We start from the raw sequence: 25,866 nt of genomic DNA on the forward strand, positions 1-25,866 counted from the left end.
CATGCGCCGCCTCGACCTGGAGTTCCAGCCCCGGCGCAGCGGGCCCTTGGCGTGGTCGCTACTGGCCGTGGGCGGTGTGCTGCTGAGCGCACTGCTGCTGGTTTTGCAACAGCTTCAGGCCGAGCAGATCGCCCTGGAGGCCCAGGTGCACAACCTGGAGCTGCAGTTGGGCCGCCGTCCGGCCACCGCCGCCCCGCAGAACAGCGCCGCCAGCCGCGAGCAGGCTGAACGCCTGGCGCAGATGCGCAGCGTCTCACAGCAACTGCAGCGCCCCTGGCAGCAGCTATTCAGCATGCTCGAAGCGCAGCCGCAGGAAGACGTGGCGCTGCTGACCCTGACCCCCGACGCCCGCAAAGGCCAGGTGCGCATCGCCGCCGAGGCACGCAACCTGGAGGCGATGCTGCAGTACCACCAGCGCCTGGAAGCCAGCGCCGAGCTCAGCGACGTGTCGCTGCTCAACCACGAAGTGGTATCCGGCCAGCCGGAGCACCCCGTGCGTTTCACCCTGACCGCCACCTGGGAGACCGGCCATGCGCGTCCCTAGTCTGATACTTCACGAACAGCTGCGCCGATTCGGTCCTGTGGGACTTGCTGCGATGACCCTTGGCACACTGGCCCTGGCGATGGCGATTGGCGCTCTGTTGCCGCAATGGCAAACCGTGCGCGAGCTGCGCGCCGACGAGGCCGATGCCAGTGCGCAGGTGGAACGGGTCAAGCGTGGCGAACTGAAAATCGCCGTGAAGCCTGAGCAACAGGCGCTCGACAGCCTGCGCCAGCAATTGCCAGGGCAGCCCCAGGCCAGCGCATTGATCGAGCGCATGTACCACCTGGCTAGCGCAGAGCACATCAGCTTGGCGCGAGGCGAATATGCGCTGGGCATCGACCCCAAGACCCAGTTGGCACGCTACCAGATCGTGCTGCCGGTACGTGGCAGCTACCTGCAGATCCGCGGCTTCCTCAAAGGCTTGCTCAACCAACTGCCGACCCTGGTGCTGGAAGACCTTGAATTGCAACGCAAACGCATTGGCGACCGCGAGCTCAATGGCCGCCTGCGCATGACCCTTTATCTGTCGAGGTCGTGATGAACACTCAGCGCGCAGTGATGTGGATCGGCTTTCTCGGGGTGTCGGCGGCCCTGGCCTGGGCGCCTGGGCACTGGTTCGGCGAAGACCAGGCGTCAGACTCCATCGCTGGCAAGCCGGCGCCAACGACGGGCACGAAACAGGTCGCAACCGAAAGGGTGGCGATCACACCAGAACACGCTTCCAAAGATCTGTTCCCCAGCCAGCAATGGACCCGACCCCAGGCCCTGGCCATTGTCACCGAACAGCCTGTCCAGGCAGCGCCTGTCGTGGCCGTTGCCCCGACCGCACCCGAGCTGCCGTTCCAGTTCGTTGGACGCCTTGGCGACCGCGACGACCTGCAGATCTTCCTGCAGCGCGGCGAAAAACTCTACGTCGTGCGCCAGGGCGACGTGATTGACGATACCTACCGCCTCGATCGGGTCTCGGCCAACGAGCTGGACCTGGTCTACCTGCCCTTGCATCAGTCGCAGACCTTGTCTGTCGGGAGCGCACCATGAAGCCATCGAAGTCGTGCAAGCCTGCTCCGTTCTTGCTGTTGGCCCTGTGCGTGGCCATCGCAGGGTGTGGCTCCAGTGCGGTACGCAAGGACAGCGCCGAGCTGATGAAGGAAGGCCAGTACGAGGCGGGTATCGCCCGCCTGGAAGAGGCGCTGCGCGAAGACCCGCGCGACACCGAGCTGAACATCGCCCTGGCCCATGGGCGCCAGGCCGCGGTCGAGGCGCTGCTGGGCCAGGCCGATTCCGACCGCATCCGCCACGATTTCGCTGGCGCCCGGTTGGGGTATGGCCGGGTGCTCACCATCGAGCCGAACAACCGCCGCGCCCAGGAAGGCATCCGCCAACTGGAGTTGATGCGTACCCTCGATGACCGCGTGGCCCTGGGCCAGGCCGCGTTGCGCCAGGGCGATCTGTTCGGCGCCGAGCGCTACATGCGTGAAGTGCTGCGCCTCGACCCACAGAACCAGAAGGGCATCATGCTGCGTAGCGACATCGAGAACGTCCAGGCCCGCACCGCCCAGCCGTTCCCGCAGCTGCGCAGCAAGCTCGAACGCCCGGTGACCCTTGAGTTTCGCGATGCCAACCTCAAGACCATCTTCGAGGTGCTGTCGCAGGTAGCGGGCATCAACTTCATCTTCGACAAAGACCTGCGCCCGGACATCAAAGCCACCATTTTCGTTCGTGAGGTGCGCATCGAGGATGCCGTGGCCCTGCTGCTGGAGCAGAACCAGCTGCGCCAGAAGATCGTCAACGACAACACGCTGCTGGTCTATCCCGACTCGCCACAAAAGACCAAGGACTATCAGGAACTGGTCATGCGCACCTTCTACCTGACCAGCATCGACGCCAACACCGCGTTGAACATGGTCAAGACCATGCTCAAGACCCGCGACGTGTTCGTCGACGAGCGCCTGAACACCCTGACCATGCGTGACACCCCGGACGCCATCCGCATGGCCGAGAAGCTGCTGCAGTCCCAGGACCAGTCCAACCCAGAGGTGGTGCTGGAAGTGGAGGTGATGGAAGTGGCCCGGTCACGCATCCTCGACCTCGGCCTGCAATGGCCGAACACGTTCGGAGTGCTGACCGATGACGGCAAGTCGGTCAGCGTGCTGGACCAGTTGCGAGGCATCGACTCCAGCCGCATCAGTATCTCGCCGGCGCCCCAGGCCAAGATCAATGCCCAGGACAAGGACATCAACACCTTGGCCAGCCCGGTGATCCGCGTGAGCAACCGCGAACAGGCGCGTATCCACATCGGCCAGCGGGTACCGATCATCAGCGCCACCTCGGTGCCGTCCACCCAAGGCCCGGTCATCACCGAAAGCGTTACCTACCTGGATGTGGGCCTGAAGCTCGAAGTCCAGCCGACAGTGCACCTGAACAACGAAGTGGCGATCAAGGTGGCGCTCGAGGTCAGCAACGCCACGCCGTTGGAGGCCACCCGTCAGGGCACCATTCCGGTCCAGGTCGATACCCGTAACGCCCAGACCAGCTTGCGCCTGCACGACGGTGAAACCCAGGTGCTGGCCGGTCTGGTGCGCAACGACCACAACGCCAGCGGTAACAAGATCCCGGGCCTTGGCGACATTCCGGGGCTGGGCCGCTTGTTCGGCAGCAACAAAGATGACATGAGCAAGTCCGAGCTGGTGCTGGCGATCACCCCGCGCATCGTACGCAACCTGCCGTACCAGAGCCCCTCGGACATGGAATTCGGCACCGGCACTGAGTCGGCGATGCAGGTTCGACAGATGCGCCAACCACTGCCGTCCAGCGAAGCGCCGAGCGAGACCCCGGCCGAGGATGACGATGCACCAGTGGTCGACAGCCAAATGGCAGGCATGCCAACCAAGGCGAGCCCACGGCCATGAAACGCCATCAGCAAGGTTTCAGCCTGATCGAAGTGGTGCTGACCCTGGCACTGCTCGGGCTGCTCGCCAGCATGGCGGCGCCCTTGACCGAAACCGTGGTGCGCCGTGGCAAGGAGCAGCAACTGCGCGAAGCGCTGTACCAGATCCGCGACGGCATCGACGCCTACAAGCGCGCCTTCGATGCCGGCTATATCGAGAAGCGATTGAATGCCAGCGGCTATCCGCCGAGCCTGCAGGTGCTGGTGGACGGCGTGCGCGATGTGCGCAGCGCCAAAGGGGCCAAGTTCTACTTCCTGCGTCGCATCCCCCACGACCCGATGCTCGCGGCAAAGGATCAGGACCAAGGTGGCTGGGGCCTGCGAGCCTACGACAGCGACCCGGACAACCCCCGCCCAGGCGAGGACGTGTTCGATGTGTACTCCAAGGCCCGTGGCAAAGGCCTCAACGACATCCCCTACGGGCAATGGTGAACGCCATGAAACGCAGCCGCGGCTTCACCCTGATCGAACTGCTGGTGGTGATGGCGATCATCGCCACGTTGATGACCATCGCCATGCCGCGTTACTTCAACAGCCTGGAGAGCTCCCGCGAGGCAACATTGCGCCAGAGCCTGGCGGTGCTCCGCGAGGCGCTGGATCACTACTACGGCGATACAGGGCACTACCCAGAATCCCTGGAGCAACTGGTGGAGCAACGCTACCTGCGCAACACCCCGGTCGACCCGATCACCGAACGCAGCGATGCCTGGCAGCTAGTGCCCCCTCCGGAGGGCGTCGCGGGCGGCGTGGCGGATATCAAGAGTGGTGCCACAGGGAGGGCGCGTGATGGCAGCCTCTATGCCGAATGGTAAAGCCTGCGCAGGCTTCACCTACCTGGGCGTACTGTTGCTGATTGCCGTTAGCAGCATGGCCCTGGCCGCTACCGGCACGGTGTGGTCCAGCGCCGCCCAGCGTGAGCGCGAACGGCAGTTGCTGTGGGTCGGTGGCCAATACGCCCAGGCCCTGCGCAGCTACTACCGGGCGTCTCCTGGCCTGGCCCAGTACCCACAGGAATTGGCCGACCTGCTGCAGGACAACCGCTTCCCCGAAGCCAAGCGGCACATCCGCAAGCTGTACCCCGACCCAGTGACCGGCACCGCCGACTGGGGCCTGCTGCGCTCGATCGATGGGCGCATCACCGGTGTGTTCAGTCGTTCGGATGCGACCCCCTTCAAGCGCTCGGGCTTCGACAGCCAATGGTCAGCCTTCGAAGGGCTGGAACATTACAGCGACTGGCAGTTCGTCGCCGAACAGTCCTTCGGTGAAAGCGCTGGCGGCAGCCGTACCCACGCCGGTGGGGGAGAAGCGCCATGACCCGCCTGGCAGCCGTGTACCTGAGTCTGCTGCTGGCAGGCCCGCTGGCTCAGGCCGGTGGTGAGGACGAGATGATGGGGTTCATCGTCGATAACACCATCTCGCACATCGGCCACAACTTCTACAACGACTTCACCGACCGGCTGCGCGCTACCAGCCGCCTGGATTTCAACCTGGTGGTGCGCGAACGCCCGGATGCCCGGTGGGGCAGCCTGGTCACGGTGGAGTACGAACGGGAGGTGCTGTACCGGCGTTTTCTGCCACCCAATACCACCCAACTCAAAGAAGAGGCCGTCGCGGCCGCCGACCTGGTCAAGCAGCAGATCATCCAACGCAAGTTGCAACGCCTGCTGCAGGACACCACTGATCTGGAGAGGGATGAGCTATGAACACCCATGTTCCCCGTTGCGTCGCCATGTGCCTGGCGGCCTGTGCCTTGGCCAGCCAGGCCACGGAGCTGGTGTACACCCCGGTCAACCCCGCGTTCGGCGGCAACCCGCTCAACGGCACCTGGCTGTTGAACAATGCCCAGGCCCAGAACGACTACGAAGACCCGGACCTCAAGGACCGTAGCAAAGCCTTCGGCGGTACCTCGGCCCTGGAACGCTTCAGCAACCAGTTGGAGTCGCGGATGTTGTCGCAACTGCTGGACAACATCAGCAACGGCAAGACCGGGAGCATGTCCACCGATTCCTTCCTGATCGACGTGATCGACGACTCGGGTGCCCTGAGCATCAAGGTCACCGACCGCGCCACGGGAGAGACGTCGATCATCGAGGTCAGCGGCCTGAACCCCTGAGAGGGACAGGTTTTCGATTTTGGGGAGAGCGCATCATGAAACGATTTCTGAGCACACTGCTGATTCTCGCCGCCCTGCAAGGCTTGCAAGGTTGCAGCCTGCGCGAGCCGATGCCGGCCGAACAGGACTCCGAGACCCCGACCCTGACGCCCAGGGCCTCGACCTACTACGATCTGATCAACATGCCGCGCCCCAAAGGACGGCTGATGGCTGTGGTATACGGCTTCCGTGACCAGACGGGCCAGTACAAGCCAACCCCGGCCAGTTCGTTCTCCACCAGCGTGACCCAGGGAGCCGCCAGCATGCTGATGGATGCCCTGAATGCCAGTGGTTGGTTCGTGGTGCTGGAGCGTGAAGGCCTGCAGAACTTGCTGACCGAGCGCAAGATCATTCGCGCCTCGCAGAAAAAGGCGGACGTGCCCGAGAACATCCAGGGTGAGCTGCCACCGCTGCAGGCTGCCAACCTGATGCTCGAAGGCGGCATCATCGCCTACGACACCAACGTGCGCAGCGGCGGCGAGGGCGCGCGCTACCTGGGCATCGACATCTCCCGCGAGTACCGGGTCGACCAGGTGACCGTCAACCTGCGGGCGGTGGATGTGCGTACCGGGCAAGTGTTGGCCAATGTGATGACCAGCAAGACGATCTATTCGGTCGGGCGCAATGCTGGAGTGTTCAAGTTCATCGAATTCAAGAAGCTGCTCGAGGCAGAGGTGGGGTACACCACCAACGAACCGGCGCAGTTGTGCGTGTTGTCGGCGATCGAAGCGGCGGTGGGGCACCTGCTGGCGCAAGGGATCGAGCGGCGCTTGTGGCAGGTGGCGGGGGAGGCCGGCAATGGCAAGGCTGAGGTGGACAAGTACCTGAGCCAGTATCAGCAGCAGTGAGCCGGCATGCAGGCGAGTGCCGTGCACTGCAGCTGTGGAGCGGCCCAAGGCCGCACCCACAGGGATGACGCTGACCCTGGCACCGAGCCGGGTGTGTGCCGCTTCATCCAGCAGTGCCAATCCTTCCACAGGTCTGCCAAAGCGGGGTTCGACCAGCGGCGTCAACCCGCCTTGCGCAACGTCAAGTTGATCCGCCGCTCGCCCATTCGCGGATGAACCCCGGGCTTGACCGGCATCACCCCGTGAAACCGCAGCCGGTCCTCCCCACCCCAGACCATCACATCGCCATGGCTCAGTGGTACCCGTTGGGTCCGATCCGAGCGCAGCAAGCCGCCCAACAGAAACACCGCGGGCAATCCCAGTGAAATAGACACGATCGGTTGGCTGAAATCCCGTTCATTCTTGTCCTGGTGCAAGCTCAGCCGGGTGCCGGGCAAATAGTGGTTGACCAGGCACGCATCCGGTACGAAACCTTCGAACCCCGCGACCTCGGCTGCGCGCCGGGCGAGGCCTAGTAACACCTGGGGCAGGTCCGGCCAGGGTTCGCCACTTTGCGGATCGGTCGGGGTATAACGGTACCCCTTCGCATCACTGACCCAACCCAGCGCCCCGCAATTGGTCAGGGCCACCGCCATGTGCTGGCCACCTGGGGTCTGCATGTGCCTGAAGGGTGCGGCACGCAGCACTGGGCGCAAGGCGTCGAGCAGAGACTCCATCTCGGCCAAGGCGAAGCCGGGCAGCAGCACGGTGTGGACGGCCAGGCGTTGCGGCTGGGGACCGAACAGGTCGAGATCGGACTGGATCATTACGCTGGTATCGGCGGTTGGGAGTGGTCATTCTAACGCTGCTGGTGCGGCTGGACCATTCGCGGGTAAACGCGCTCCCACATTTGGGGGGGCGCTGTGTGGGTGGCTTGCAAAAAAGGAACCGCGGCACCAGGGAGAGGAAGCACCGCGGTTCAAAGGGGGAAGGGGTCAGTGTTGGTTCACGGTAGCCGTGTTGCCGCTGCCCAACTGGCTGATGGTGGCGTTCTGGTTAGCGCCACTCTGGTCGACGAAGGCCTTGTTGTTCTGACCACCCTGGGTCACGTAGGCCACGTTGTAGGTGTCGGTCTGTTTGATGGTGGCTTCGTTGCCGCTCCCATACAGTTGATAGGTGTAGCTCTGGTTGCCGGTACCCGACTGGTCGAGGGTGATGGTGTTGGTGTTGCCCTTGGTCTCGCCGTAGGCATAGTTGTCGGTGCCGCGTTGGGACGCGATCAATACGTTGTCAGTACCGTTTTGCTCGAAGTACAACTCGTTGTACGTGTCGGCCTGGTCGGTCGTCATCGAGTTGTTGGTGCCTTTCTGGTTCAGGCGGGCCAGGTTGTCCGAGTCGTTCTGGGTGAGATTGACGGTGTTGCCATTGCCGTTCTGGTTGATCTCGGCGCGTTGGCGGGCACCGAACTGGCCGCCGAGCTTGTCGCCTTTCCAGTTGCTCGCCTGGATCTTGTTGCCGTTACCGTTGGTGGTCACGCTCAGGCTGTGGCTGTCGCCTTCCTGGTAGGTGAAGTGCAGGTTGTTGTTACCTGTCTGGGAAATGGTGGCGACGGTGTTGGTGGTCTCGAACTGATCCGACCAACTGGCGTTGCCCTTGCCGTTCTGATACAGGTTGGCCACGTTGCCCTCGCCGAAACTCTGGTCGATATAGCCTTCGTTGAGCTGGCCGCTCTGACTGACGTTGGCCTGGCTGCCGATCTGGTTGTCTTGCCAGACTTCCACGGAGTTGCCAGTGCCATACTGGTTGATGCCAATGGCACCACCGGTGCCGTCGCGCTGGTCGCCGTAGGCCCAGTTCTCCTTGCCTTCCTGATAGATCTGGACGTTGCCGTCGAGGTAGTTCAGGTGCTCGGCGGCCGCATAGTTGTCGGCACCGTCCTGGGTTATCACGCTCTTGTTGTTGGTGCCACCGAACATTTGCTCGACGAACGCTTCGTTGCGCTGGCCGGTCTGTCCGGTGATGGCCTGGCTGCCCATCTGCATGTCCTGCCAGATGGTCGAGCGGTTCTCGCTGCCTTGTTGCACCTGCAGCGTCTGATTGCCTTCGCCGTAGGACTGGCTGGCGAAGGCATCGTTGTAGTTGCCGCCTGCCTGTTGCTGGATCTGGCTGCCGTTCTCGCCGTATTGCTCACCGTATCCGGCGTTGTACGAGCCGGTGGCGCTCTGTTGAATGTCACTGGTGCTGCCGTCCTGCAGGGCCATGTGATTGTGACCCTTGCCGCTCTGGTTCTGTGTCGCCGAGGCGAAGGGAGCCAGGGTTTGGCTCACCTCGGCGATGTTCTGGTTACCGTTCTGGGACTGGTTCGAGTTGCTGTCGTCGGCCATGGCCTGGCCGGCCAGGGCCAGGACGATAGCGGCACTTAAAGGGGCGAGCTTGTACATGGTGGTGCCTCCAGGTCTATCGATATTGAGTGATCTGAACATGCTGGCCATTGCCGGCCTGGGTCACGGCGCTGCTGAGTCCCGAGCCGGACTGCTCGATGCTGGCGCTGTTGTTGTTGCCGATCTGCTCGATGGTCGCGCTGTTGCTGCTGCCGCTCTGGCGGATCGAGGCGCTGTTGCCATATCCCTGTTGGCTAATGCTGGCCATCAGGTCACTGCCTTCCTGCAGGATGAACGCCTCCTGCGCACCCCCGCCCTGGACGATGCGGCCCAGCAGGGCCTGGCCGTTCTGGTCGAGGGCGGCGCGGTTGCCCGCGCCTTGCTGCTCGATCACCGCTACCTGGCCGGCGCCAGCCGGCAGCAGGCGGATGATCACCGGGTCACCCAGGTCGTTGCCGGCCGCCAGGTCAGCGTTGTCCATCAGGTCCTCGGCGCCGTTGGCCTGGCCGCCAAGGGCCAGGCACAGCAGCAGTAGGTACAGGCGTTTCATGGCGTTCTCCCTGCCTTACTGCACCACCACGTTGACGGTGCGCGTGGTGCCGGGGCTGGTGGTTATCGTCGCCGTCGGGCTGGCCGTCGGCACCGCCGTGGTGCTGTTGCTGACCGACAGACGCCAGCGACCGTTGGCCGGTACTGTGGCGGTGCCTAGGGTCTGCACGCCGGTGGTGGTGGTCGCCCGGACAGTAACGACATTGCCGGTGGTCACCGATGAGGTACCGCTGAAGTCCCAGTTGTAACGGTTGTTCGAGCGGGCCGTGACCGTTGCGGTGGTGACCGTGAAAGTCTCCGCAGCCGGCCGTGGCGACACGTTGACCGTGACCGTGCCAGGGGTGGATGTAGCGCCGATGGAGTCACGTACCACATAGGTGAAGGTGGCCGGGAAGGCTGTGGTGACGGTGGCGGGTGGGGTATAGGTGACCGTGGCGCCGTCGGTGGTCACTGTGCCTCTGCCAGCAGCGGGTTGGCTGACACTGGCGACAGTGAGCGGCAAGTTGCCTTCAGGGTCGGTGTCGTTGGCCAATACGTTGATGGTGATGGGGACGCCCAGGGTGTTGACGGTGTCGGCCACGGCGGTCGGGGCCTGGTTGGGCGCAACGTTGATGGTGACAGTGGCAGGCTCGGACTTCAGGCCCTTGGCGTCCATGGCCCGGTAGGTGAAGGTGGCCACCACCGGCTGAGTGGCCCCGGCTGGCGGGGTGTAGGTCACCGAGGTCGTGCCGTTGAGGACTACGCCGCCCAGGCCCGTACCGGGTTGGGTGAGGTCGCTGAGGGTCAGCGGCACGTTGCCGTCTGGGTCACTGTCGTTGAGCAGCAGGTTGAGGGTGATCGGTACGCCGACGCTGGTGGCGCCGGTGTCGGCCTGGGCCAGCGGCGGCTGGTTGGCGGCTTCGACCGGGGCATTGCCGACCACCAGCACGGGCTCGACATCACTTCCGCCGTGGGCGGATTTCACCGTGACGGTGGCTGGTGGCTGCTTGAGGTCGTTGACCGTCAACGTCTGCAGGGTTCCGGACTTGGACATGCGCCCGTAGCCCTGGGCAACCAGATCGGGAATCACCACTTCGTCGCTGGAACGCGCCTCGATCACCAGGCGTTTGTTGGCCCAGTCATAGCGTGCAGTACTGACGTTGACCATATCGGACAGCTTGCTGGACAGGGCCGTGGGTTGGGTCGCCGCTGTGCTGCTGCTGGCGGTGACCACCACTACCGGAGGCGGTGCTGCTTGACTCAGTTGCTGGGCGAAGAACAGTCCGTTGTTGTCCGCCAACAGGTTGAACTCGCAGGGCGAGGGTGGCGTACCGACCAGTGCCAGGCCATTTCGCATGCACAGGTTGGCATCGCCTGGCGCTTTGGCGAACACTGCGACGCGCGTGCCGGAGCCGTCGCGCGAGTAGGTGGCGCGTTCCAGGCTCACTGGGGTCTGTGCGCGTTGGTCCAGCACTTTACCGGAGACGGTGAACTGATTGGTCGTGATGCTGAGGCCGTTCGGTCCTTCGATGAGTATGAAGTTGGTATTGAACGGGCTGCCGAGCACAGTCTCGGTCCGGTTCGGATCACCGACGAAGGTTTCGCTGACTCCGGTGTCCGGGTTGACCTCGACGTACGGCCCGGCTGCCCCGCGCAGGAACGGCCCGATTGCGCCGTTCAGCGCACCGGTGAAGTTGCCTGGCGCGCCGATGCCGATATCGCGGGTGATGTTGATCGCCCGGCGTCCGGGTGCGGTCACGTTGACCGTCTCGACGCCATAGGGGTGGGTGATCTTGTAGGTGCCTGCAGTAGGAACCGATACGCGGATGCGGATGCGGGCGAAGCTCTGCTGATCGCCATCGACCGGGTTTTCGGCGGCGAAGGCCGCCTCGACGCCGGCGACGTAAGCCTCAAGCTCGAAGCCGCTGTTGCCGACTGCCGGGATGGTGGCCTCGGCCAGGAACCAGAACATCTCTGGCGGCCAGTTATCGGGGAACACCAACGGCAGTGCGTCATCGTAGACACCCGGTTCCGGGAGCAGGGTGCACATATACGAAGGCGCGCCCGGTGCGCTGGGTACCCGCGAACTGGTGGCCCGCGACTGGCACAACTCCAGGGACAGGCCGTCCGCGTCCTTGTACCACATGGGGTAACCGCCGGTGGCGAAGGTATAGGGGCCGGGGTCGACTTCGGACAGCGCGGCCCAGGCCGCGCTGCTGATGGTCAGGGTGAAACCAGCGGCGCACAGCGCCCGGCGAGACCAAGTGTTCATGGTGCCTCCTTGAAGGCGAAACCTTTGTCTGTTCATGGCACCAGCACCACGTCTTCGCTGTCGCTGCCGCCATGGGCGCTGGTGACCTGCACCTTGGCTGGCGGAATGGGCGAGAGGTTGGTGGTCAGCGACTTCAGCGATCCATCGCCACTGAGGTTGCCGATCAATGCACCGTTGCCGGTGTGGGCGGTGAGCACGGGTGGCGATGTTTCGTCGCTGCTGCTGGCGACCAGGGTCAAGAGACCATTGGACAGGCTGTACTCGGCGCGGGCGATGGTCACCAGGTCGATCAGCGGCAGGGTGGCGGTGGTTACGGTGCTGGTGGGGATGGCCACACTGTTGTCGGCGTGGATGAGCAGGTTGGTACCAGGCGCCGGGTTGACCACCGACTGGGCGTACCAGGTGCCGGTGCCATTGGCCTCGGTCAGCGGCAGGTTAGGGTCCTGGCTGGTGAGTGTGACGGTGGCCGGTGGCGGGGGAGCGAGCACGAACATGTCCTGCTGGGCATGCAGGTCGCCATTCTCGGTACGCCGCGAATACGTGCTGCGCTGGGGCATCAAGGGCGTGGGCAGGCTGACGTCGGAGAGCTTGCCCGACACGGCGAACAGTTCGGTGCGTAAGTCGATGCCGTTGGGGCCTTCGATGCGTACGAAGTTGGTGTTGAACGGGCTGCCGGTGACTCGTTCCTCGATATTGGGGTCGCCGATGAAACGCTCGCTGCCCTCGGTGTAGGGGCCGTTGACGCTGCGCAGGAACGGGCCGACATCGCCCTTGAGCGCACCGGTGAAGTCGCCTGGGCTGCCGATACCGATATCGCGGGTCATGTTGATTGCCCGGCGCCCGGCGGCAGGTACATCGAACACCTCGACGCCATAGGGATGGGTGATCACATAGGTACCTGCCGCGGGTACGTCGACGCGGATACGCACCCGGGCGAAGCTGACTTGGTCGCCATCGAGCGGATCTCCAGCACCGAAGGCCGCTTCGATCGCTGTGCCATAGCTCAGGTCGATGCCACGGGCAGCATCGACGATAGCCGCGTCGGCGGTGAACCAGAAGGCTTCATCCGGGAAGTTGGTCGGGAAGGCGATGGGTTGTGTGTCGTCGAACACACCGGGTGTCGGCAACAGCGTGCACATGTACGAAGGCGCGCCGGGTGCACCGGCAACCCGCGAACTCACTGCCTTGGTCAGGCACAGGTCGAGGGTGCGACCATGGCTGTCCTGGTACCAGGCGGGGAATTTGCCGTTGTTTTCGGTGTAGGTGCCGGTATCGACAGCGTTGAGCGCAGCCTGTGCGGGAAGCTGGAGCATGCCGGCGAAGATCGCCACAGCCAGCGGGTGGGGTATCGGTCGGAGCATGAGTCAATTCCTCCTGCGAACGAGCCCATGGACTTGGGGCGTCTGTGCAGGAGTCGGCAACAGCCGTGCCAAGTCTCCTAAATCGGGCTGGAGGGCCCGTGAGGCCTGGGTTCTGCTGAATCGCGGCAGGGTCGGGGGTGATGGCGTGGTGGGGTGGGTTCCCCAAGGTTGGGGTTAGGGGTGGGGTCGGGAGGTGGATGGCTATGGGGTGGGGTATGGATCGAGCGCCGCCCGCGCGGCGCATCGCGAGCAAGGCTCGCTCCTACGTCTGTTTCGGTCCAATGAGTTCTGCGGGATTTGCGCATGGCGCACTATCGAGTCGTACACTGGCGTTACTGGCCCGAAACCGATGTAGGAGCGAGCCTTGCTCGCGATGCGCCGCGCGGGCGGCGCTCGATCCATACCCCACCGCCCTCCTAAAGACAATCACCTCGACGCCCAGAAATTTCTCCCGCACACTGCGGAAAAAATACCAAGCATGCGACCCCCGGCAGGGGGAACAGCTGGAGCAAAAGATGGCGCGACACATACCCATAACAAACGCCCAGGACACGCTTCACGAATCCCGCCAGGCCCGTTTGAAGCTGGCCAGCGAAGGCGAGTTGCCACTGGGCATGCTGCGCGACGAAATCGACGCTTCCTGGCGGCGCAGCCTTGGCCATGGCCTCGATTGCCTACAGGGCGAACAAGTCGGCCTGGGCCTTGAACACGGCCACGACCTGCAGGCACTGCTCGAACGCAATCGCTTGTTGCTGGACGCGGTCACTCCTGAACTGGATTACCTGGTATCCCGCCAGGGCAAAGCTGGCATCATCATCCTCGGCGATGCCCAGGCCAATGTGCTGGCCATCGAAGGCCAGAAGCATGTGCTCCAGCGCGAAGGACTGCGCGACCTGCACCCAGGCAGCTGCTGGAGCGAGTCATTGCGCGGCACCAACGCCATCGGCACCGCCGTGGTGGAGGGCCGTCCGACCTTGATCAATTGCGGCGAACACTACCTGGACCGACTCAGCCCGTTTTCCTGCACCTCGGTCCCGCTGCGTGACCCGCGTGGCGAGGTGATCGGTGTGCTCGACATCACCCGCGAGGGGGTCATGGCCCAGCCACAGGACAGCTTGTCGACCCTGATGCTGGCGGCAGGCAACATCGAAAGCCGAATGTTCGGCCTGTGCCACCCCGAACACCTTGTCCTGGCCTTCCACAGCCGTCCGCAATACCTCAACAGCGCCTGGCATGGCTTGTTGGCGCTGAGTCTGGACGGCGAAGTACTGGCGGCCAACGACAACGCCTGCCAGCTGCTGCAGTTGCCGCGCCAGGGACTGATCGGCCGGCGCAGTAGCGACCTGCTGGGGGAGCGTTCGCCAGCCTTCATCGCGCGCCTGTGGCAGGGTGGGGTGAGCAGCGTACAGACCGCCAAGGGTGAGTTCTTTTTCCGTGCCTTGCAGTTGCCGCGACATGGGCACCTCAATGGCAGCGTGGCGACGAACAAACCTGCACCGGCCGCCCGCTCGCAGGCGCTGGAGTCATTGGCCGGTGGCGACCCGCGCCTGGCGCGCAACCTGCGCATGGCGCGCCAGGGTTTGGGCAATGGTCTGCCGGTGCTGCTGTTGGGCGAAACCGGCACCGGCAAGGAGGTGGTGGCTTGCGCACTGCACCAGGCGAGCCCCCGGGCCGACAAGCCATTCGTGGCGGTCAACTGCGCCGCCATTCCCGAGGGTTTGATCGAGTCGGAGCTGTTCGGCTACCGCGAGGGCGCTTTTACCGGCTCGCGCCGAGGCGGCATGGTCGGACGGTTGATGCAGGCCCACGGCGGCACGTTGTTCCTCGACGAAATCGGTGATATGCCGGTGGCCTTGCAGGCTCGTCTGCTGCGCGTCTTGCAAGAGCGCCGGGTGGCGCCGCTGGGTGCGGGCGATGAGCAAGAGATCGACGTCGCGCTGATCTGTGCGACCCACCGCGACCTCAAGCGCTTGGTGCAGGAGCAGCATTTTCGCGAAGACCTTTACTACCGGGTCAATGGCGTGTCACTGCGCTTGCCAGCGCTACGCGAGCGCGATGACCTGGCCAGGATCATCGAAGCCCTGCTGCACAAGGCCGGCGCCAAGGGCGTCAGCCTCGACCCGGCGCTGGCTGCGCTGCTTGAAGGTTTCGACTGGCCAGGCAACATCCGCCAATTGGAAATGGTCGTGCGCACCGCACTGGCCATGCGCGAGGAGGGTGAACAGGTGCTGACCCTCGATCACCTCACCGACTGCCTGCTCGATGAGCTCGCAACGGGCGGCGCACCGTCGGGCAGCCTGAAGGACAACGAGCTGGAATTGATCCGCGGCGCCTTGGCCCGGCACCACGGCAACGTTTCGGCTGCCGCTGAAGCGCTGGGCATCAGCCGGGCGACGTTGTACCGCAAGCTCAAGCAGTTGCGCGGCTGAATCATGGGGCGATTGTTCGCAAGGCTGGTGGAGTCCAGCGACCCGGTGCTCATGCGCCAGGCGTTAGCCTGGCTGTATGGTTTCGTGCGGCCACACGGACGTGCCATCGCGGTGTTGCTGGGGCTGTCCCTGGGGGCATCGCTGCTGGCCCTGGCGCAGCCCTGGCTGGTCAAGACCCTGATCGACGAAGGCCTGTTGGCCAAGGATTACCAGACCCTCTGGCACATGGCGGCGATCATGATCGCTGCGGGGCTGCTGGGCACCGTGCTGGCCGGGGTCAACCGCTACCTGCATACGCGCTTGTCGGGGCGCATCCTGTTTGCCCTGCGCGATGACCTTTACCGCCACCTGCAGCAGCTGTCGCCGACGTTCTACGGACGGCGGCGCATAGGTGACATCCTTTCGCGGCTGGATGGCGATGTGGCGGAAATCCAGCGCTTTGCCGTGGATTCGCTGTTTTCGGCGGTATCGGCGGTGATCGGCCTGGTAGGCGCGGTGGCGTTGATGCTGATGCTGTCGTGGCAACTGTCGCTGCTGCTGGCGTTGCTGGTGCCCATCGAAGTGCTCTGGCTGCGCTGGATGCGGCGCAAGGTGGAGCGCGAAGTACGCAACCTGCGCGAACGCTCGGCGGATGTGTCGTCGTTTCTGGTCGAGACCCTGCCGGCGATGAAGTTCATCCAGGCAGCCGGCCAGCAAGGCCGCGAGGCGGGGCGCCTGGACCAGCTGGGCCAGGGCTACATGCGCCAGCTACTCAAGGTGCAGGTGACCGAATTCTTCACCCAGGCCATTCCCGGCACGCTGACCTCCTGGTGCCGCGCTTGTGCGTTCCTGGTCGGCGGCTGGTGGGTGATCCAGGGTACCTGGCAGTTGGGTGCACTGATCGCCTTTTCCACCTACATGGGCATGGCGGTAGGGCCGGTGCAGAGCCTGCTGGGCCTGTACGTGGCGGTGCAGCGCATGGCGGTGAGCCTGGGGCGGGTCATGGAGTTGAAGCAGGAGTCCGTGGCCGTGCGACCGGTGGCCGACCCGCGGCCGATGCCTGACGGCCCGGGCGACTTGCGCCTCGAGGGGGTGAGTTTTGCCCATGAAGGGCGCCAGGGCGCGGTGCTGAACAACGTGCAGGTGTACCTGCCGGGTGGGCTGAAAGTGGCCATCAGCGGCGCCTCAGGGGTCGGCAAGTCGACCCTGATCGACCTGTTGCAGCGCTTCTACGATCCGGACACCGGGCGCATCCTGCTGGACGGCACCGACCTGCGCGATCTGGACTTGGCCGCGCTACGCCGACGCATTGCTGTGGTCAGCCAGGATATCGTGTTGTTCCGCGGCACCCTGGCACAGAACCTGGCCTACGGCGTGCCCGAGGCCAGCCGCGAGGAACTGGAGCGGGTGGTGCGCCTGGCGCGGCTGGACAGCCTGGTCGACAGCCTGCCGCTGGGCCTGGACGGCCTGCTGGGGGAGCGTGGCCAGCAGCTGTCCGGCGGGCAGAAACAACGCATTGCCATCGCCCGCGCGGTGCTGCAGGCGCCGGCGATCCTGGTGCTGGACGAGGCCACATCGGCGGTGGACGAAGCCACCGAGCGCGAAGTGATCGCGGCCATCGACCAGCTGTTCGCCGGCCGCACACGCATCCTGATCAGTCACCGTGCTTCGACCCTGGCCGATGCTGACCTGCACCTGTACCTGGATGACGGCCAGTTGCAGGTGCTGCCTCAGGAGGTGATCAAGCATGGCCACTGACGTGCGGGTTGGCGTGATTGACAGCGGTTGCTCGCCTCACCAGGCCAGCTACTTGCTGCAAGGGCGGCGGTTCTGGCTGGAGGACGGCCAGTTGCGTGAAGGTGAGATGTTGCCGGACCAGCTAGGGCACGGTAGTGAGGTGGTTGCCGCTTTGCAGGGCGAGGCCGGGCCGGTGCCCCTGTTGCTGGCCCAGGTATTCGCTAGCCAGGCCAGCACCAGTGCCTTGCAGGTGGCTGCTGCGTTGCTGTGGCTGGTGGAGGCAGGCGTGACGCTGGTCAACCTCAGCCTGGGCCTGCAACAAGACCGCCCGGTGCTACACCAGGCCTGCGCTGAAGCGTTGGCGGCGGGGGTGCTGTTATGCGCATCCAGCCCGGCGCAGGGCGGGGCGGTGTACCCGGCCAGCTACAGCGGGGTGATTCGGGTAACCGGCGATGCCCGCTGCGCTCCGGGTCAGTGGTCGTGGCTGGGTACGCGGCAGGCGGACTTTGGCGGTTACGTGGGCGCGGGCGGCAGGGCGGGCGCGAGCCTGGGCTGCGCGGCCTTGAGCGGTAGGATTGCAGCTTTGTTGCGCGACGAACCGAGCATGGATCGCCAGCAGATTTACGACTGGCTGCGCAGCAATGCAGCGTATGCCGGCCCCGAGCGACGAGGTCTGGGCCATGCCTGAACCGCGCATTGTGGTGCTGGGTGCCGGCCCTGCGGGTGCCGCCACGGCCATAGGCCTGCGGCGGCTGGGCTATGCCGTGATGGTGGTGTCAGATTGGCGCCGTTTCGCAGCAGTTGAAGGGGTTTCGCAGCGGGTGCTGGACGGCTTGCGACATGCAGGTTTGGGCGGGGCCTTGCGCCAGGCCGCCATGCCCGCAGCCCGACAGGTGCTCTGGAACGGCCAGCACCTGCAAACGAACCAGGAGTTCTTGCTGGATCGACAGCGTTTTGACCGGGCGCTGCGCGACGACCTTCAGCGTGCTGGCGTGCGTGTGGTCGAGGGGCGGGTGCGCGAAGTCGCGCATGAGGGCGGTCACCAGGTGCGTCTGGACGATGGGCAGGTACTGATGGCTGATTTCCTCGTCGAAGCGCGAGGCCGTCAGGCTCCACTGGCCCCGGACCGGCTGCGCGGACCGGAGACGGTCAGCCTGCTCAATGTCTGGCAAGGCAGCCCAGGGGCGCCTGCGTCGGCGGTGGAGAGCCTGGAGGATGGCTGGGCGTGGATGGCGCGGTTAGAGGATGGCCGCTGTTACTGGCAAGTCACCCTTGACGCGGCCGGCCTGCCAGGCAAGGCCGGATTGGCGGAATACTGCGTGGCGCGGCGGTCCCACAGCGCGCTGGTGGCCGAACTGTTCGATGTCCAGGCGCTGGTTCCGGCACCGGTGCATGCACGTAGCAGTACCGCGATTCTGGCTGGCGCATGTGTTGGTCAAGATTGGGTGCGGGTGGGCGATGCAGCGATGGCCGTTGACCCACTGTCGGGTAACGGGATTTTCCAGTCACTGTCCTCGGCGTTTCAGGCGCCGGTGGTCATCAATACATTGTTGCGCAAGCCTGAGCGCGCAGGATTGGCGCGGCAGTTTCACCAGCAGCGGGTCGAGCAGCTGTTCTTGCGCTTTGCCCGGATCGGACGGGATTTCTACAGGCAAGAGCAGGGGCGCGCAGGGCAACCGTTCTGGCTTCAGCGGCAAGATTGGCCGGATGCGCAGCCTTTGCACATGGCGGCAGACTGGCATGCAGTGCGGGTCGAACGGCGGCCAGTGCTGCGTGATGGGCTGGTGGACGAAACCGAGGTGGTGGTAACGGCGGATCAGCCATTGGGGGTGTGGCATTTGCAGGGGATTGAGTTAGCGCCGGTGGTCAGTGCGTTGCAGGCTGGCCAACCACTTGAGAGCGTGTTGCAAGGCCACCCTGATCAGCAGCAGACCAGGGTGAGGCGCTGGCTATGGGAGCAGGGGTTCATTTGACCTTTCTGGGGAATACCGCGGAAAACTATCAGAACTACCAGTTGTGGACAGCGGTCTCGCAATGCTCAGATATGACACCGATCTTTCGAGAACCGTTATGAAAAAGCACTGTTTTTACCAAGGTGGCCGGCTCTCGGCTATCGGTTCCATTGGCCAGATTAGCGTAATCTTTCGAAGTGATTCTTCCCCCCTTGCTGAGCAGTGGGCGGGTGCGCTTGACAAGACCCTGTTACTTTCTACCAGCGCCACAAACTCGATCATGCATGAAGCACGCGCAGTCGTGTACGCCCCTTATGGCCATTTTGATGTGTTAAAGCATGGGGCCATACTGGCATTCAATGGCCAGGTCCGTGACTCAATGACGGCGTGTGATCTTTTAGGGAACGGAAAAAGATTATACAGCTCGACGCTTATGCGCTTCTTGTCTCCTGACACCTACAGCCCCTTCGGCTTGGGTGGCATAAATACATATGCGTACTGTGGTGATGATCCGATCAACTTTACGGATCCGAGCGGGAATATTAAGTCTAAAATTATGGTAGACAGGATACTTGCACGGGAGAGCGGGGAACGCCCGCAGAGGCAAAATTCACCGCCTCCCCGGCAAATCGCGTTTGTCAATCCTATGCGCAACGGCGAACCTGTACAGCGACAGGTGCAAGCTAGAGCCGTTCAGCAATCGGCCGCATCCACAATAGGCAATCTCAATCGCCTGGTGGAACGCTTTGCACCTGAAGAGCGGCAAATGACAGGTGATATTATGGCCTTTCTTCGAGAGAATGGTGCAGTGAGACCGGATTCCACAGAGCGAGCTCAGGCTATCGTTTCCATCTTCATTGCTCGCCAGTTGAGGCTGGAAAGTTTCGTAGTACCTGTCCGCAGAGCTGAATTGCTACAACTCGCCGCTGCAGCAACGCCTGAGGGGCGTGAGCGTAGTGTAAGAGTTTTTGAGCAGTGGGCCCGGGTATCAATTGCTGCTTATCGCGCAAGAGACAATCGATGAAGCGCGTTAATTGTTCCGCGCAGGTCATGGCCCTTTACGGCAGCCTCGCATTTCAAGTTAGAAGCAATAAGCGGTGAATAACTTCATGTAGGCGCCGCTATCTCCCCGCCCTGTTTTCGCGCAGCATCACCGGCTTTCAAGGCTTTTCGTACAGAGCCTAACCAAACGCCCGTCAGTTTTGCCCTGGGTCACGTATTCGACGGCCTGACGGCGTGCCGTTTTGGTTGTACAGCTCGTTGGCCTGGGTGGGTGCGGTGACCACCAGGGCGAGGACGCAGGCGAGAGTGTGCCCAAGGGTGTGCTCCCTGTTTTTGTCGTTATTTTTGGGGGTGGTTGTGCCGGCCCTTTCGAGGAGCACCGCGAAAGGGCCGGCACAGGAACGGTCAGAGCTTGATCAACACAGACTTCAGCTCTGTGTAATGCTCGATCGCTGCCGCGCCCATCTCTCGGCCGACGCCGGACATCTTGTAGCCGCCAAACGGCAGCGCCGGGTCCAGCGCGCTGTGGCAGTTGACCCACACCGAGCCAGACTTGATCCGCGGAATCATCCGGTGCACCGCGCCCAGGTCGTTGGACCAGATGCTCGCCCCCAGGCCGTAAGGGTTGTCGTTGGCCATGGCGATCACCTCATCCAGGTCATCGAACGGCATGGCGACCAGCACCGGGCCGAATATTTCTTCCTGCACCAGGCGGTGGCGCTGGTCCACATCGACGATCACGGTCGGCTTGACGAAGTAGCCCGGCCCGAAACCTTCACCGCCGCAGGCGATGGTCGCACCCAGTTCACGGCCCAGTTCGATATAGCCGGTGACCCGGTCCTGTTGCTTGGCGGAGATCAGCGGGCCCATCTGTACCGCCGGGTCCAGACCATTGCCAAGTTTCATGCCGTTGGCTATTCCGGCGATGTCGGCCACCACGTTGTCGAAGTACTTGCGGTGCACGTACAGCCGCGAACCGGCGCAGCACACCTGGCCTTGGTTGAAGAAGATCGCGGTGGCAGCGCCAGCGGCGGCTTCCTGCAGGTCGGCATCGGGCATGACGATGGTGGGTGACTTGCCGCCGAGCTCTAGGGTGACGCGGGTCATGTTGTCCATGGCCGCCTTGCCGATCAGCTTGCCCACCTCGGTCGAGCCGGTGAAGGTCAGCTTGTCCACGCCAGGGTGTCGGCTAAGGGCGGCGCCGGCATTCAGGCCGGTGCCGGTTACGACGTTGAACACACCAGCAGGATAGCCAGCTTCATCCACCAACTCTGCGAGTTTCAGGGCAGTCAGCGGCGTTTCGTCGGCAGGCTTGAGCACCACGGTGCAGCCGGTAGCCAGGGCTGGGCCGAGCTTCCAGCAGGCCAGCAAAAGCGGGAAGTTCCAGGCAACGATGGCACCGACCACGCCCACTGCTTCGCGGCGGATGAAGCCATGAAACTGATCGTTGGGCATCAGCGGCATGGACGCCTCGACGGTACTACCCTCTATCTTGGTAGCCCAGCCAGCCATGTAGCGCAGGAAGTCGATGGCCAATTGCACGTCCATCACCTTGGCAACCACCGCGCTCTTGCCGTTGTTCAGGCATTCAAGCTCGGCCAGTTGCTGCGCGTCGCGCTCCATCAGGTCGGCCAGGCGCCACAGCAGGTTCTGACGCTCGCGCGGGCGCATGCGGCTCCATGGCGAATCATCGAAGGCCTGGCGGGCGGCCTGCACGGCACGGTCGACGTTGGTAGCATCGGCGGCTGGCACTTCGCCTAGGATTTCCCCGGTGGCCGGGTTGCGAAAGGAAAGCGTCTGGCCACTGGCGGCGTCCTGCCAGTCGGCGCCGATGCGCATCTTCAGCTTGCGTTCGAGGAAGGCGCGGGTAGCAGGCAGGATGGGCAGTTCGCAAAGCATGGGGCTGAGCCTCTTGTCATTGGATGTGACGGGCACTGGCGCAATGGCCGTGCCAAGCTCGCCCCGTGTGCGCAAGGGCCTGAAATGCCTAGGGTTTGTCGCGCTGCACGCGAGGGGGTGCGCCGTTGCGCTGTTGCACATTGAGACGCTGTGAGACGGTTGTGAAACAGTGACTGTCGAGCGCTTGCCCGAGCAAGTGCGCGCTCGCAGGTACCTGACTGGCCCTTGGACTCGTGGCCGCGGGCTGGGATCGCGCGCGCCCCGCCCGCCAGGCCCTGTCTCAGGATGAAACACCGTGTCGCGAAATGGCACGCTGCGCTTCAGGCGGCAATCCCTCGAGTTGGCCGTGCAAACTGTCCAACTGCCTGAAATTCAACGTTTTTGCGTGACCTGGCATAGTTTCTGTATCGCAACCGATACATGCACACCTGTTGTACCAAAGCGTGCGAAAACCATAAGAAAAACACCGTGGAGGTCTGACCTTGAAGACGACTCGACTCCGGCGGCATGCGGGTAAGCTGGCACTGGTTGCCGCCGCACTGCTGAGCACCCAGGCCATGGCGGCCGAGCAGGGCCCGAGCCTGTTACAGAACAAGTGCATGGGGTGCCATATCCCCGAAGGCAACGACACCTACAGTCGCATCAGCCACCAGCGCAAGACTCCGGAAGGCTGGCTGATGAGTATCGCCCGCATGCAAGTCATGCACGGCCTGCAGATCAGCGATGACGATCGCCGCACCCTGGTCAAGTACCTGGCCGACAAGCAGGGCCTCGCCCCGAGTGAAACCGACGGCGTGCGCTATGCCATGGAACGCCGGCTCAACACCGTCGAGCACTTCGACGAACAACTGAGCCAGACCTGCGGTCGCTGCCACTCCGGTGCCCGGGTGGCCTTGCAACGTCGTCCCGCCCAGGAATGGGAGCACTTGGTCAACTTCCACCTCGGACAATGGCCGTCCTTGGAATACCAGGCCCAGGCCCGTGACCGCGAGTGGCTGGAAATCGCCCTCAAGCAAGTGGTGCCAGACCTGGCCAAGCGCTTCCCGCTTGAGAGCCCCGCTTATGCGGCATGGGAAAAGGCCAAGCCCAAAGCCGATACGCTTCAGGGACAATGGGCGTTTAGCGGCCATATGTTGGCCAAAGGTGATGTACGCGGCGTGATGACGGTCACCCCCGACCAAGGTGACACCTTCAAGGTCGACGTCAAAGGCGCCTACGCCGATGGCACGCCGTTCAATGGCAGCGGCTCGGCGATCCTCTACAACGGCTACGAATGGCGCGGCAACGTAAAGGTCGGTGACAGCCACCTGCGTCAGGTGTTCGCGGCGCTGGATGGCGAAATGAAAGGCCGCATGTTCGAGGCCGAACACGACGAGCGCGGCCTGGACTTCAGTGCCGCCCAGGCGGGCAAGGCGCGTCTGCTGGCCGTGCAGCCGGCCTTCATCAAGGCCGGTACCGAACAGGAAGTCACCCTGGTAGGCAGTGACCTTGCTGGCAAGCCGGACCTTGGCGCAGGTGTACAGGTGACCGAGGTGCTGGAGTCGACTCCAACGTGGGTTCGAGTCAAGGCGCGAGCCGCGGCCGATGCCACGCCTGGCCAGCGCGAAGTGACCGTGGGTGCGCTCAAGGGCGCAAGCCTGGCGGTTTACGACAAGGTCGACGAAGTGAAGGTCGTGCCGGCGTTTTCCATTGCCCGTATCGGCGAGAACGGCGCTTCGGTGCCCAAGGTTCAGGGGCGCTTCGAGGCCGAGGCCTGGGGCAAGGACGCCAGTGGCCAGCCGCTGCGCATCGGCTACCTGCCGGCGAAGTGGAAGGTCGAGCCGTTCAACGAACGCGCGATCGAGGACGAAGACGTGAAGTTCGCCGGCACCATGCAGGCTGACGGTGTGTTCGTGCCGGGAGGCGCAGGCCCCAACCCTGCGCGCAAGATGATGACCAATAACGCCGGCAACCTGAAGGTCATCGCCCAACTCGAAGATGGCGGCCAGCAGGGCGAAGGCCACCTGATCGTCACCGTACAACGCTGGAACAACCCGCCGTTGCCTTAAGGGCTGTGGCGGACGCGTATTCCAACGGATCGATTATCGGGAGGTTGCCATGGGCGCACTACTGAACCTGGTCGAACGCAACCTGCACGAAGTGCAGGTCGATGCCGACCGTATGTTGTTTCACATTCCCAGCAGCTCTTTGTTCACCGCGGATGCGGTGACTGGCGGCATCATCGATGCCTTGCGCCAACGAGGCTGCTCGGCCGAAGAGCTGATGCAGCGGCTTGGCCAGCAGTTCGCCGGGCAGGATATCGAAGAGACCCTACGGGAGTTGATCGCCCTGGAAGTGGTCAGCGACGGCTCGCCGCTGACCCCGGAGATCGCCCTCAAGCAGGTCGAGCGCACGGCGCTGAACACTGTGGTACTGAATGTCAACACCGGTTGCAATCTAAGTTGCACCTACTGCTACAAGGAAGACTTGGACAAACCCTCGGCTGGGAAGAAGATGAGCACGGCCACCGCCGAGGCCTCGGTGGAAATGCTGCTCACGGAATCGCCCAACGAAGAGCGCTACAGCGTGGTGTTCTTTGGCGGTGAGCCGCTGTCCAACAGGCCATTGATCGAGCACATGGTGGGCTACTGCGAGCGGCGCTTCGCCGAGGCCGGCAAGCAGGTGGAGTTCATCATGACCACCAACGCCACCTTGCTGACCGAAGAGATCGTCGACTGGCTCAACGCCCACCGCTTTGGTCTGTCGGTGAGCATCGACGGGCCAAAGACCGTGCACGACCGTAACCGCATCACCGTGGGCGGGCAGGGTACCTACGACGTGGTGCGACGCAAGGTCGACATGCTGCTGTCGCGTTACCACAGCCGCCCGGTGGGTGCGCGGGTGACCTTGACCCGTGGCATCACCGACGTCGAGACGATCTGGAACCACCTGTTCAACGAGCTGGGTTTCGCCGAAGTCGGTTTTGCGCCGGTCACCTCCGGAGACATGGCAAGCTTCAACCTGACCAGTGACGAACTGGTGGAGGTCTTCGCCAACATGAAGGCACTGGGTCGACGCTACCTTGAGGCGGCACTGGCGCATCGCAACATCGGCTTCTCCAACCTGCACCAACTGATTACGGACATCCACGAAGGCCACAAGAAGGCACTGCCGTGCGGCGCCGGGTTGAAGATGCTGGCCGTCGACCACGAAGGCGAGCTGAACCTGTGCCACCGCTTCACCGGCTCCAGCCTGCCGACCTTTGGTAATGTGCACCAGGGGGTGAAGCAGGCGCAGCTCAACGACTTCCTCTCCCAACGTCTGGACCGCAGCAACACGGGCTGCGACAGCTGCCGTATCCGCAACCTGTGCTCCGGCGGTTGCTACCACGAAAGCTATGCCCGCTACGGCGACCCGCAGCACCCGACCTATCACTACTGCGAGCTGATGCGTGACTGGGTCGACTTCGGCATCGAGGTCTACAGCCGCATCATGGCCGTCAACCCGGCCTTCATCGACCGCTACATCACTCCGCGGAAGGCGCACTGACATGAAGCATTTGAAGCCCCTGAACAACAAGGCACGGATTCTCGAACAGGCTGCCGCCGAAGACCGCGTCGAAGAAGTCATGGCCATGAGCGCGGTGGCCGGCTGCACCGCCACCACCGACCCGGGCTGGGAAGTGGACGCCTTTGGCGGCGTGAGCTCGCTGTGCCAGCCCATGGAAGCCGACCTGTATGGCTGTTCCGACCCTTGCTGGTGGCCCGCCCAGGTGCCGGACATGATGAGCACCTACCAGGACTGGAACGCCCAGGCGAGCAACTCCCAGGAAGACTGGCGGAACCTCGGCACCGTGTTCCCGAAAGACAAGTGACGG

Annotated in this window: 24 protein-coding genes; 18 read left to right on the plus strand and 6 right to left on the minus strand. The window is 63.7% G+C overall.

The features are described 5' to 3' along the window. Position 1 precedes the first annotated feature (1 nt). The 10 genes from H620_RS0105725 to H620_RS0105770 are packed head-to-tail and all read left to right on the plus strand — an operon-like array spanning position 2 to position 6,491. Complete coding sequence (locus tag H620_RS0105725) at positions 2-544, plus strand: PilN domain-containing protein (protein WP_023380654.1); 543 nt, start codon at positions 2-4, stop codon at positions 542-544. Then, positions 531-1,082, plus strand: coding sequence for a type 4a pilus biogenesis protein PilO (gene pilO / locus H620_RS0105730; RefSeq protein WP_027906922.1), 552 nt, complete (start codon positions 531-533; stop codon positions 1,080-1,082). The genes H620_RS0105725 and pilO overlap by 14 nt, the downstream gene beginning before the upstream one ends. Next, on the plus strand, positions 1,082-1,582 hold the full coding sequence (locus H620_RS0105735; protein WP_023380652.1) for a hypothetical protein: 501 nt from the start codon (positions 1,082-1,084) through the stop codon (positions 1,580-1,582). Before pilO ends, H620_RS0105735 begins: the two co-directional genes overlap by 1 nt. Then, positions 1,579-3,453 carry a secretin N-terminal domain-containing protein gene (locus H620_RS0105740; protein ID WP_023380651.1) on the plus strand — a complete coding sequence of 625 codons (1,875 nt, stop codon included), beginning with the start codon at positions 1,579-1,581 and terminating at the stop codon, positions 3,451-3,453. The genes H620_RS0105735 and H620_RS0105740 overlap by 4 nt, the downstream gene beginning before the upstream one ends. Beyond that, positions 3,450-3,923 (plus strand): type II secretion system protein, encoded by a 474-nt coding sequence (locus H620_RS0105745; RefSeq protein WP_023380650.1) that lies wholly within the window; start codon positions 3,450-3,452, stop codon positions 3,921-3,923. Before H620_RS0105740 ends, H620_RS0105745 begins: the two co-directional genes overlap by 4 nt. Before the next feature lie 5 nt (positions 3,924-3,928). After that, positions 3,929-4,303 (plus strand): type II secretion system protein, encoded by a 375-nt coding sequence (locus tag H620_RS0105750; RefSeq protein ID WP_023380649.1) that lies wholly within the window; start codon positions 3,929-3,931, stop codon positions 4,301-4,303. Continuing rightward, positions 4,278-4,805 (plus strand): type II secretion system protein, encoded by a 528-nt coding sequence (locus tag H620_RS0105755; RefSeq protein ID WP_027906923.1) that lies wholly within the window; start codon positions 4,278-4,280, stop codon positions 4,803-4,805. The genes H620_RS0105750 and H620_RS0105755 overlap by 26 nt, the downstream gene beginning before the upstream one ends. Further along, complete coding sequence (gene csgE / locus H620_RS0105760) at positions 4,802-5,194, plus strand: curli production assembly/transport protein CsgE (RefSeq protein ID WP_023380647.1); 393 nt, start codon at positions 4,802-4,804, stop codon at positions 5,192-5,194. Before H620_RS0105755 ends, csgE begins: the two co-directional genes overlap by 4 nt. Then, complete coding sequence (locus H620_RS0105765) at positions 5,191-5,604, plus strand: curli assembly protein CsgF (RefSeq protein WP_023380646.1); 414 nt, start codon at positions 5,191-5,193, stop codon at positions 5,602-5,604. The genes csgE and H620_RS0105765 overlap by 4 nt, the downstream gene beginning before the upstream one ends. A gap of 35 nt (positions 5,605-5,639) precedes the next feature. Further along, positions 5,640-6,491: a CsgG/HfaB family protein gene (locus H620_RS0105770; RefSeq protein WP_023380645.1), complete on the plus strand. Its 852-nt coding sequence runs from the start codon at positions 5,640-5,642 to the stop codon at positions 6,489-6,491. A 161-nt stretch (positions 6,492-6,652) separates the two neighbouring features. Here H620_RS0105770 and alkB read toward each other — a convergent pair whose 3' ends face one another. From alkB to H620_RS0105795, 5 genes are all read right to left on the minus strand, one after another. Further along, positions 6,653-7,297, minus strand: a complete 645-nt coding sequence (gene alkB / locus H620_RS0105775; RefSeq protein WP_027906924.1) for a DNA oxidative demethylase AlkB — start codon at positions 7,295-7,297, stop codon at positions 6,653-6,655. A gap of 168 nt (positions 7,298-7,465) precedes the next feature. Further along, positions 7,466-8,911 (minus strand): curlin-associated protein, encoded by a 1,446-nt coding sequence (locus tag H620_RS0105780; protein WP_023380643.1) that lies wholly within the window; start codon positions 8,909-8,911, stop codon positions 7,466-7,468. A gap of 16 nt (positions 8,912-8,927) precedes the next feature. After that, a complete protein-coding gene (locus tag H620_RS0105785) occupies positions 8,928-9,401 on the minus strand; it encodes a curlin-associated protein (RefSeq protein WP_023380642.1) in 474 nt (157 codons plus the stop codon). Positions 9,402-9,416: 15 nt separating this feature from the next. After that, the gene (locus H620_RS0105790) at positions 9,417-11,651 is read right to left on the minus strand and encodes an Ig-like domain-containing protein (protein WP_023380641.1); all 2,235 of its coding nucleotides are present in this window, start codon (positions 11,649-11,651) and stop codon (positions 9,417-9,419) included. A gap of 32 nt (positions 11,652-11,683) precedes the next feature. Next, positions 11,684-13,012 carry a hypothetical protein gene (locus H620_RS0105795; protein ID WP_023380640.1) on the minus strand — a complete coding sequence of 443 codons (1,329 nt, stop codon included), beginning with the start codon at positions 13,010-13,012 and terminating at the stop codon, positions 11,684-11,686. A 515-nt stretch (positions 13,013-13,527) separates the two neighbouring features. On the opposite strand from H620_RS0105795, the gene H620_RS0105800 reads away from it, so the two are divergent. The 5 genes from H620_RS0105800 to H620_RS26295 all read left to right on the plus strand — a co-directional run bounded on the left by H620_RS0105800 (position 13,528) and on the right by H620_RS26295 (position 20,133). Further along, complete coding sequence (locus H620_RS0105800; protein WP_027906925.1) at positions 13,528-15,441, plus strand: sigma-54-dependent Fis family transcriptional regulator; 1,914 nt, start codon at positions 13,528-13,530, stop codon at positions 15,439-15,441. Positions 15,442-15,444: 3 nt separating this feature from the next. Continuing rightward, the gene (locus H620_RS0105805; protein WP_023380638.1) at positions 15,445-17,178 is read left to right on the plus strand and encodes an ABC transporter ATP-binding protein; all 1,734 of its coding nucleotides are present in this window, start codon (positions 15,445-15,447) and stop codon (positions 17,176-17,178) included. Beyond that, the gene (qhpE, locus tag H620_RS0105810) at positions 17,168-17,845 is read left to right on the plus strand and encodes a subtilisin-like serine protease QhpE (protein WP_023380637.1); all 678 of its coding nucleotides are present in this window, start codon (positions 17,168-17,170) and stop codon (positions 17,843-17,845) included. Before H620_RS0105805 ends, qhpE begins: the two co-directional genes overlap by 11 nt. Further along, on the plus strand, positions 17,838-19,130 hold the full coding sequence (gene qhpG, locus H620_RS0105815; RefSeq protein ID WP_027906926.1) for a flavin-dependent monooxygenase QhpG: 1,293 nt from the start codon (positions 17,838-17,840) through the stop codon (positions 19,128-19,130). Before qhpE ends, qhpG begins: the two co-directional genes overlap by 8 nt. Positions 19,131-19,227: 97 nt before the next feature. After that, positions 19,228-20,133 carry an RHS repeat-associated core domain-containing protein gene (locus tag H620_RS26295; protein ID WP_244880945.1) on the plus strand — a complete coding sequence of 302 codons (906 nt, stop codon included), beginning with the start codon at positions 19,228-19,230 and terminating at the stop codon, positions 20,131-20,133. 383 nt (positions 20,134-20,516) lie between these two features. Here the strand turns inward: H620_RS26295 and H620_RS0105820 are convergent, their stop codons facing one another. Further along, positions 20,517-22,010: an aldehyde dehydrogenase family protein gene (locus H620_RS0105820; protein WP_027906927.1), complete on the minus strand. Its 1,494-nt coding sequence runs from the start codon at positions 22,008-22,010 to the stop codon at positions 20,517-20,519. A gap of 482 nt (positions 22,011-22,492) precedes the next feature. Here H620_RS0105820 and peaA point away from each other — a divergent pair, with 482 nt between their 5' ends. Genes peaA through qhpC form a run of 3 tightly spaced genes read left to right on the plus strand, consistent with a single transcriptional unit; the run spans position 22,493 to position 25,863 of the window. Then, positions 22,493-24,058, plus strand: a complete 1,566-nt coding sequence (gene peaA, locus H620_RS0105830; RefSeq protein WP_023380633.1) for a quinohemoprotein amine dehydrogenase subunit alpha — start codon at positions 22,493-22,495, stop codon at positions 24,056-24,058. Between the two features lie 49 nt (positions 24,059-24,107). Further along, on the plus strand, positions 24,108-25,538 hold the full coding sequence (gene peaB / locus H620_RS0105835; protein ID WP_027906928.1) for a quinohemoprotein amine dehydrogenase maturation protein: 1,431 nt from the start codon (positions 24,108-24,110) through the stop codon (positions 25,536-25,538). Between the two features lies 1 nt (position 25,539). After that, positions 25,540-25,863 carry a quinohemoprotein amine dehydrogenase subunit gamma gene (gene qhpC, locus H620_RS0105840; RefSeq protein WP_023380631.1) on the plus strand — a complete coding sequence of 108 codons (324 nt, stop codon included), beginning with the start codon at positions 25,540-25,542 and terminating at the stop codon, positions 25,861-25,863. The last annotated feature ends 3 nt before the right edge of the window (positions 25,864-25,866 follow it).

The sequence above is a fragment of the Pseudomonas taiwanensis DSM 21245 genome (genome assembly GCF_000425785.1).
Taxonomy (GTDB): Bacteria; Pseudomonadota; Gammaproteobacteria; order Pseudomonadales; family Pseudomonadaceae; genus Aquipseudomonas; species Aquipseudomonas taiwanensis.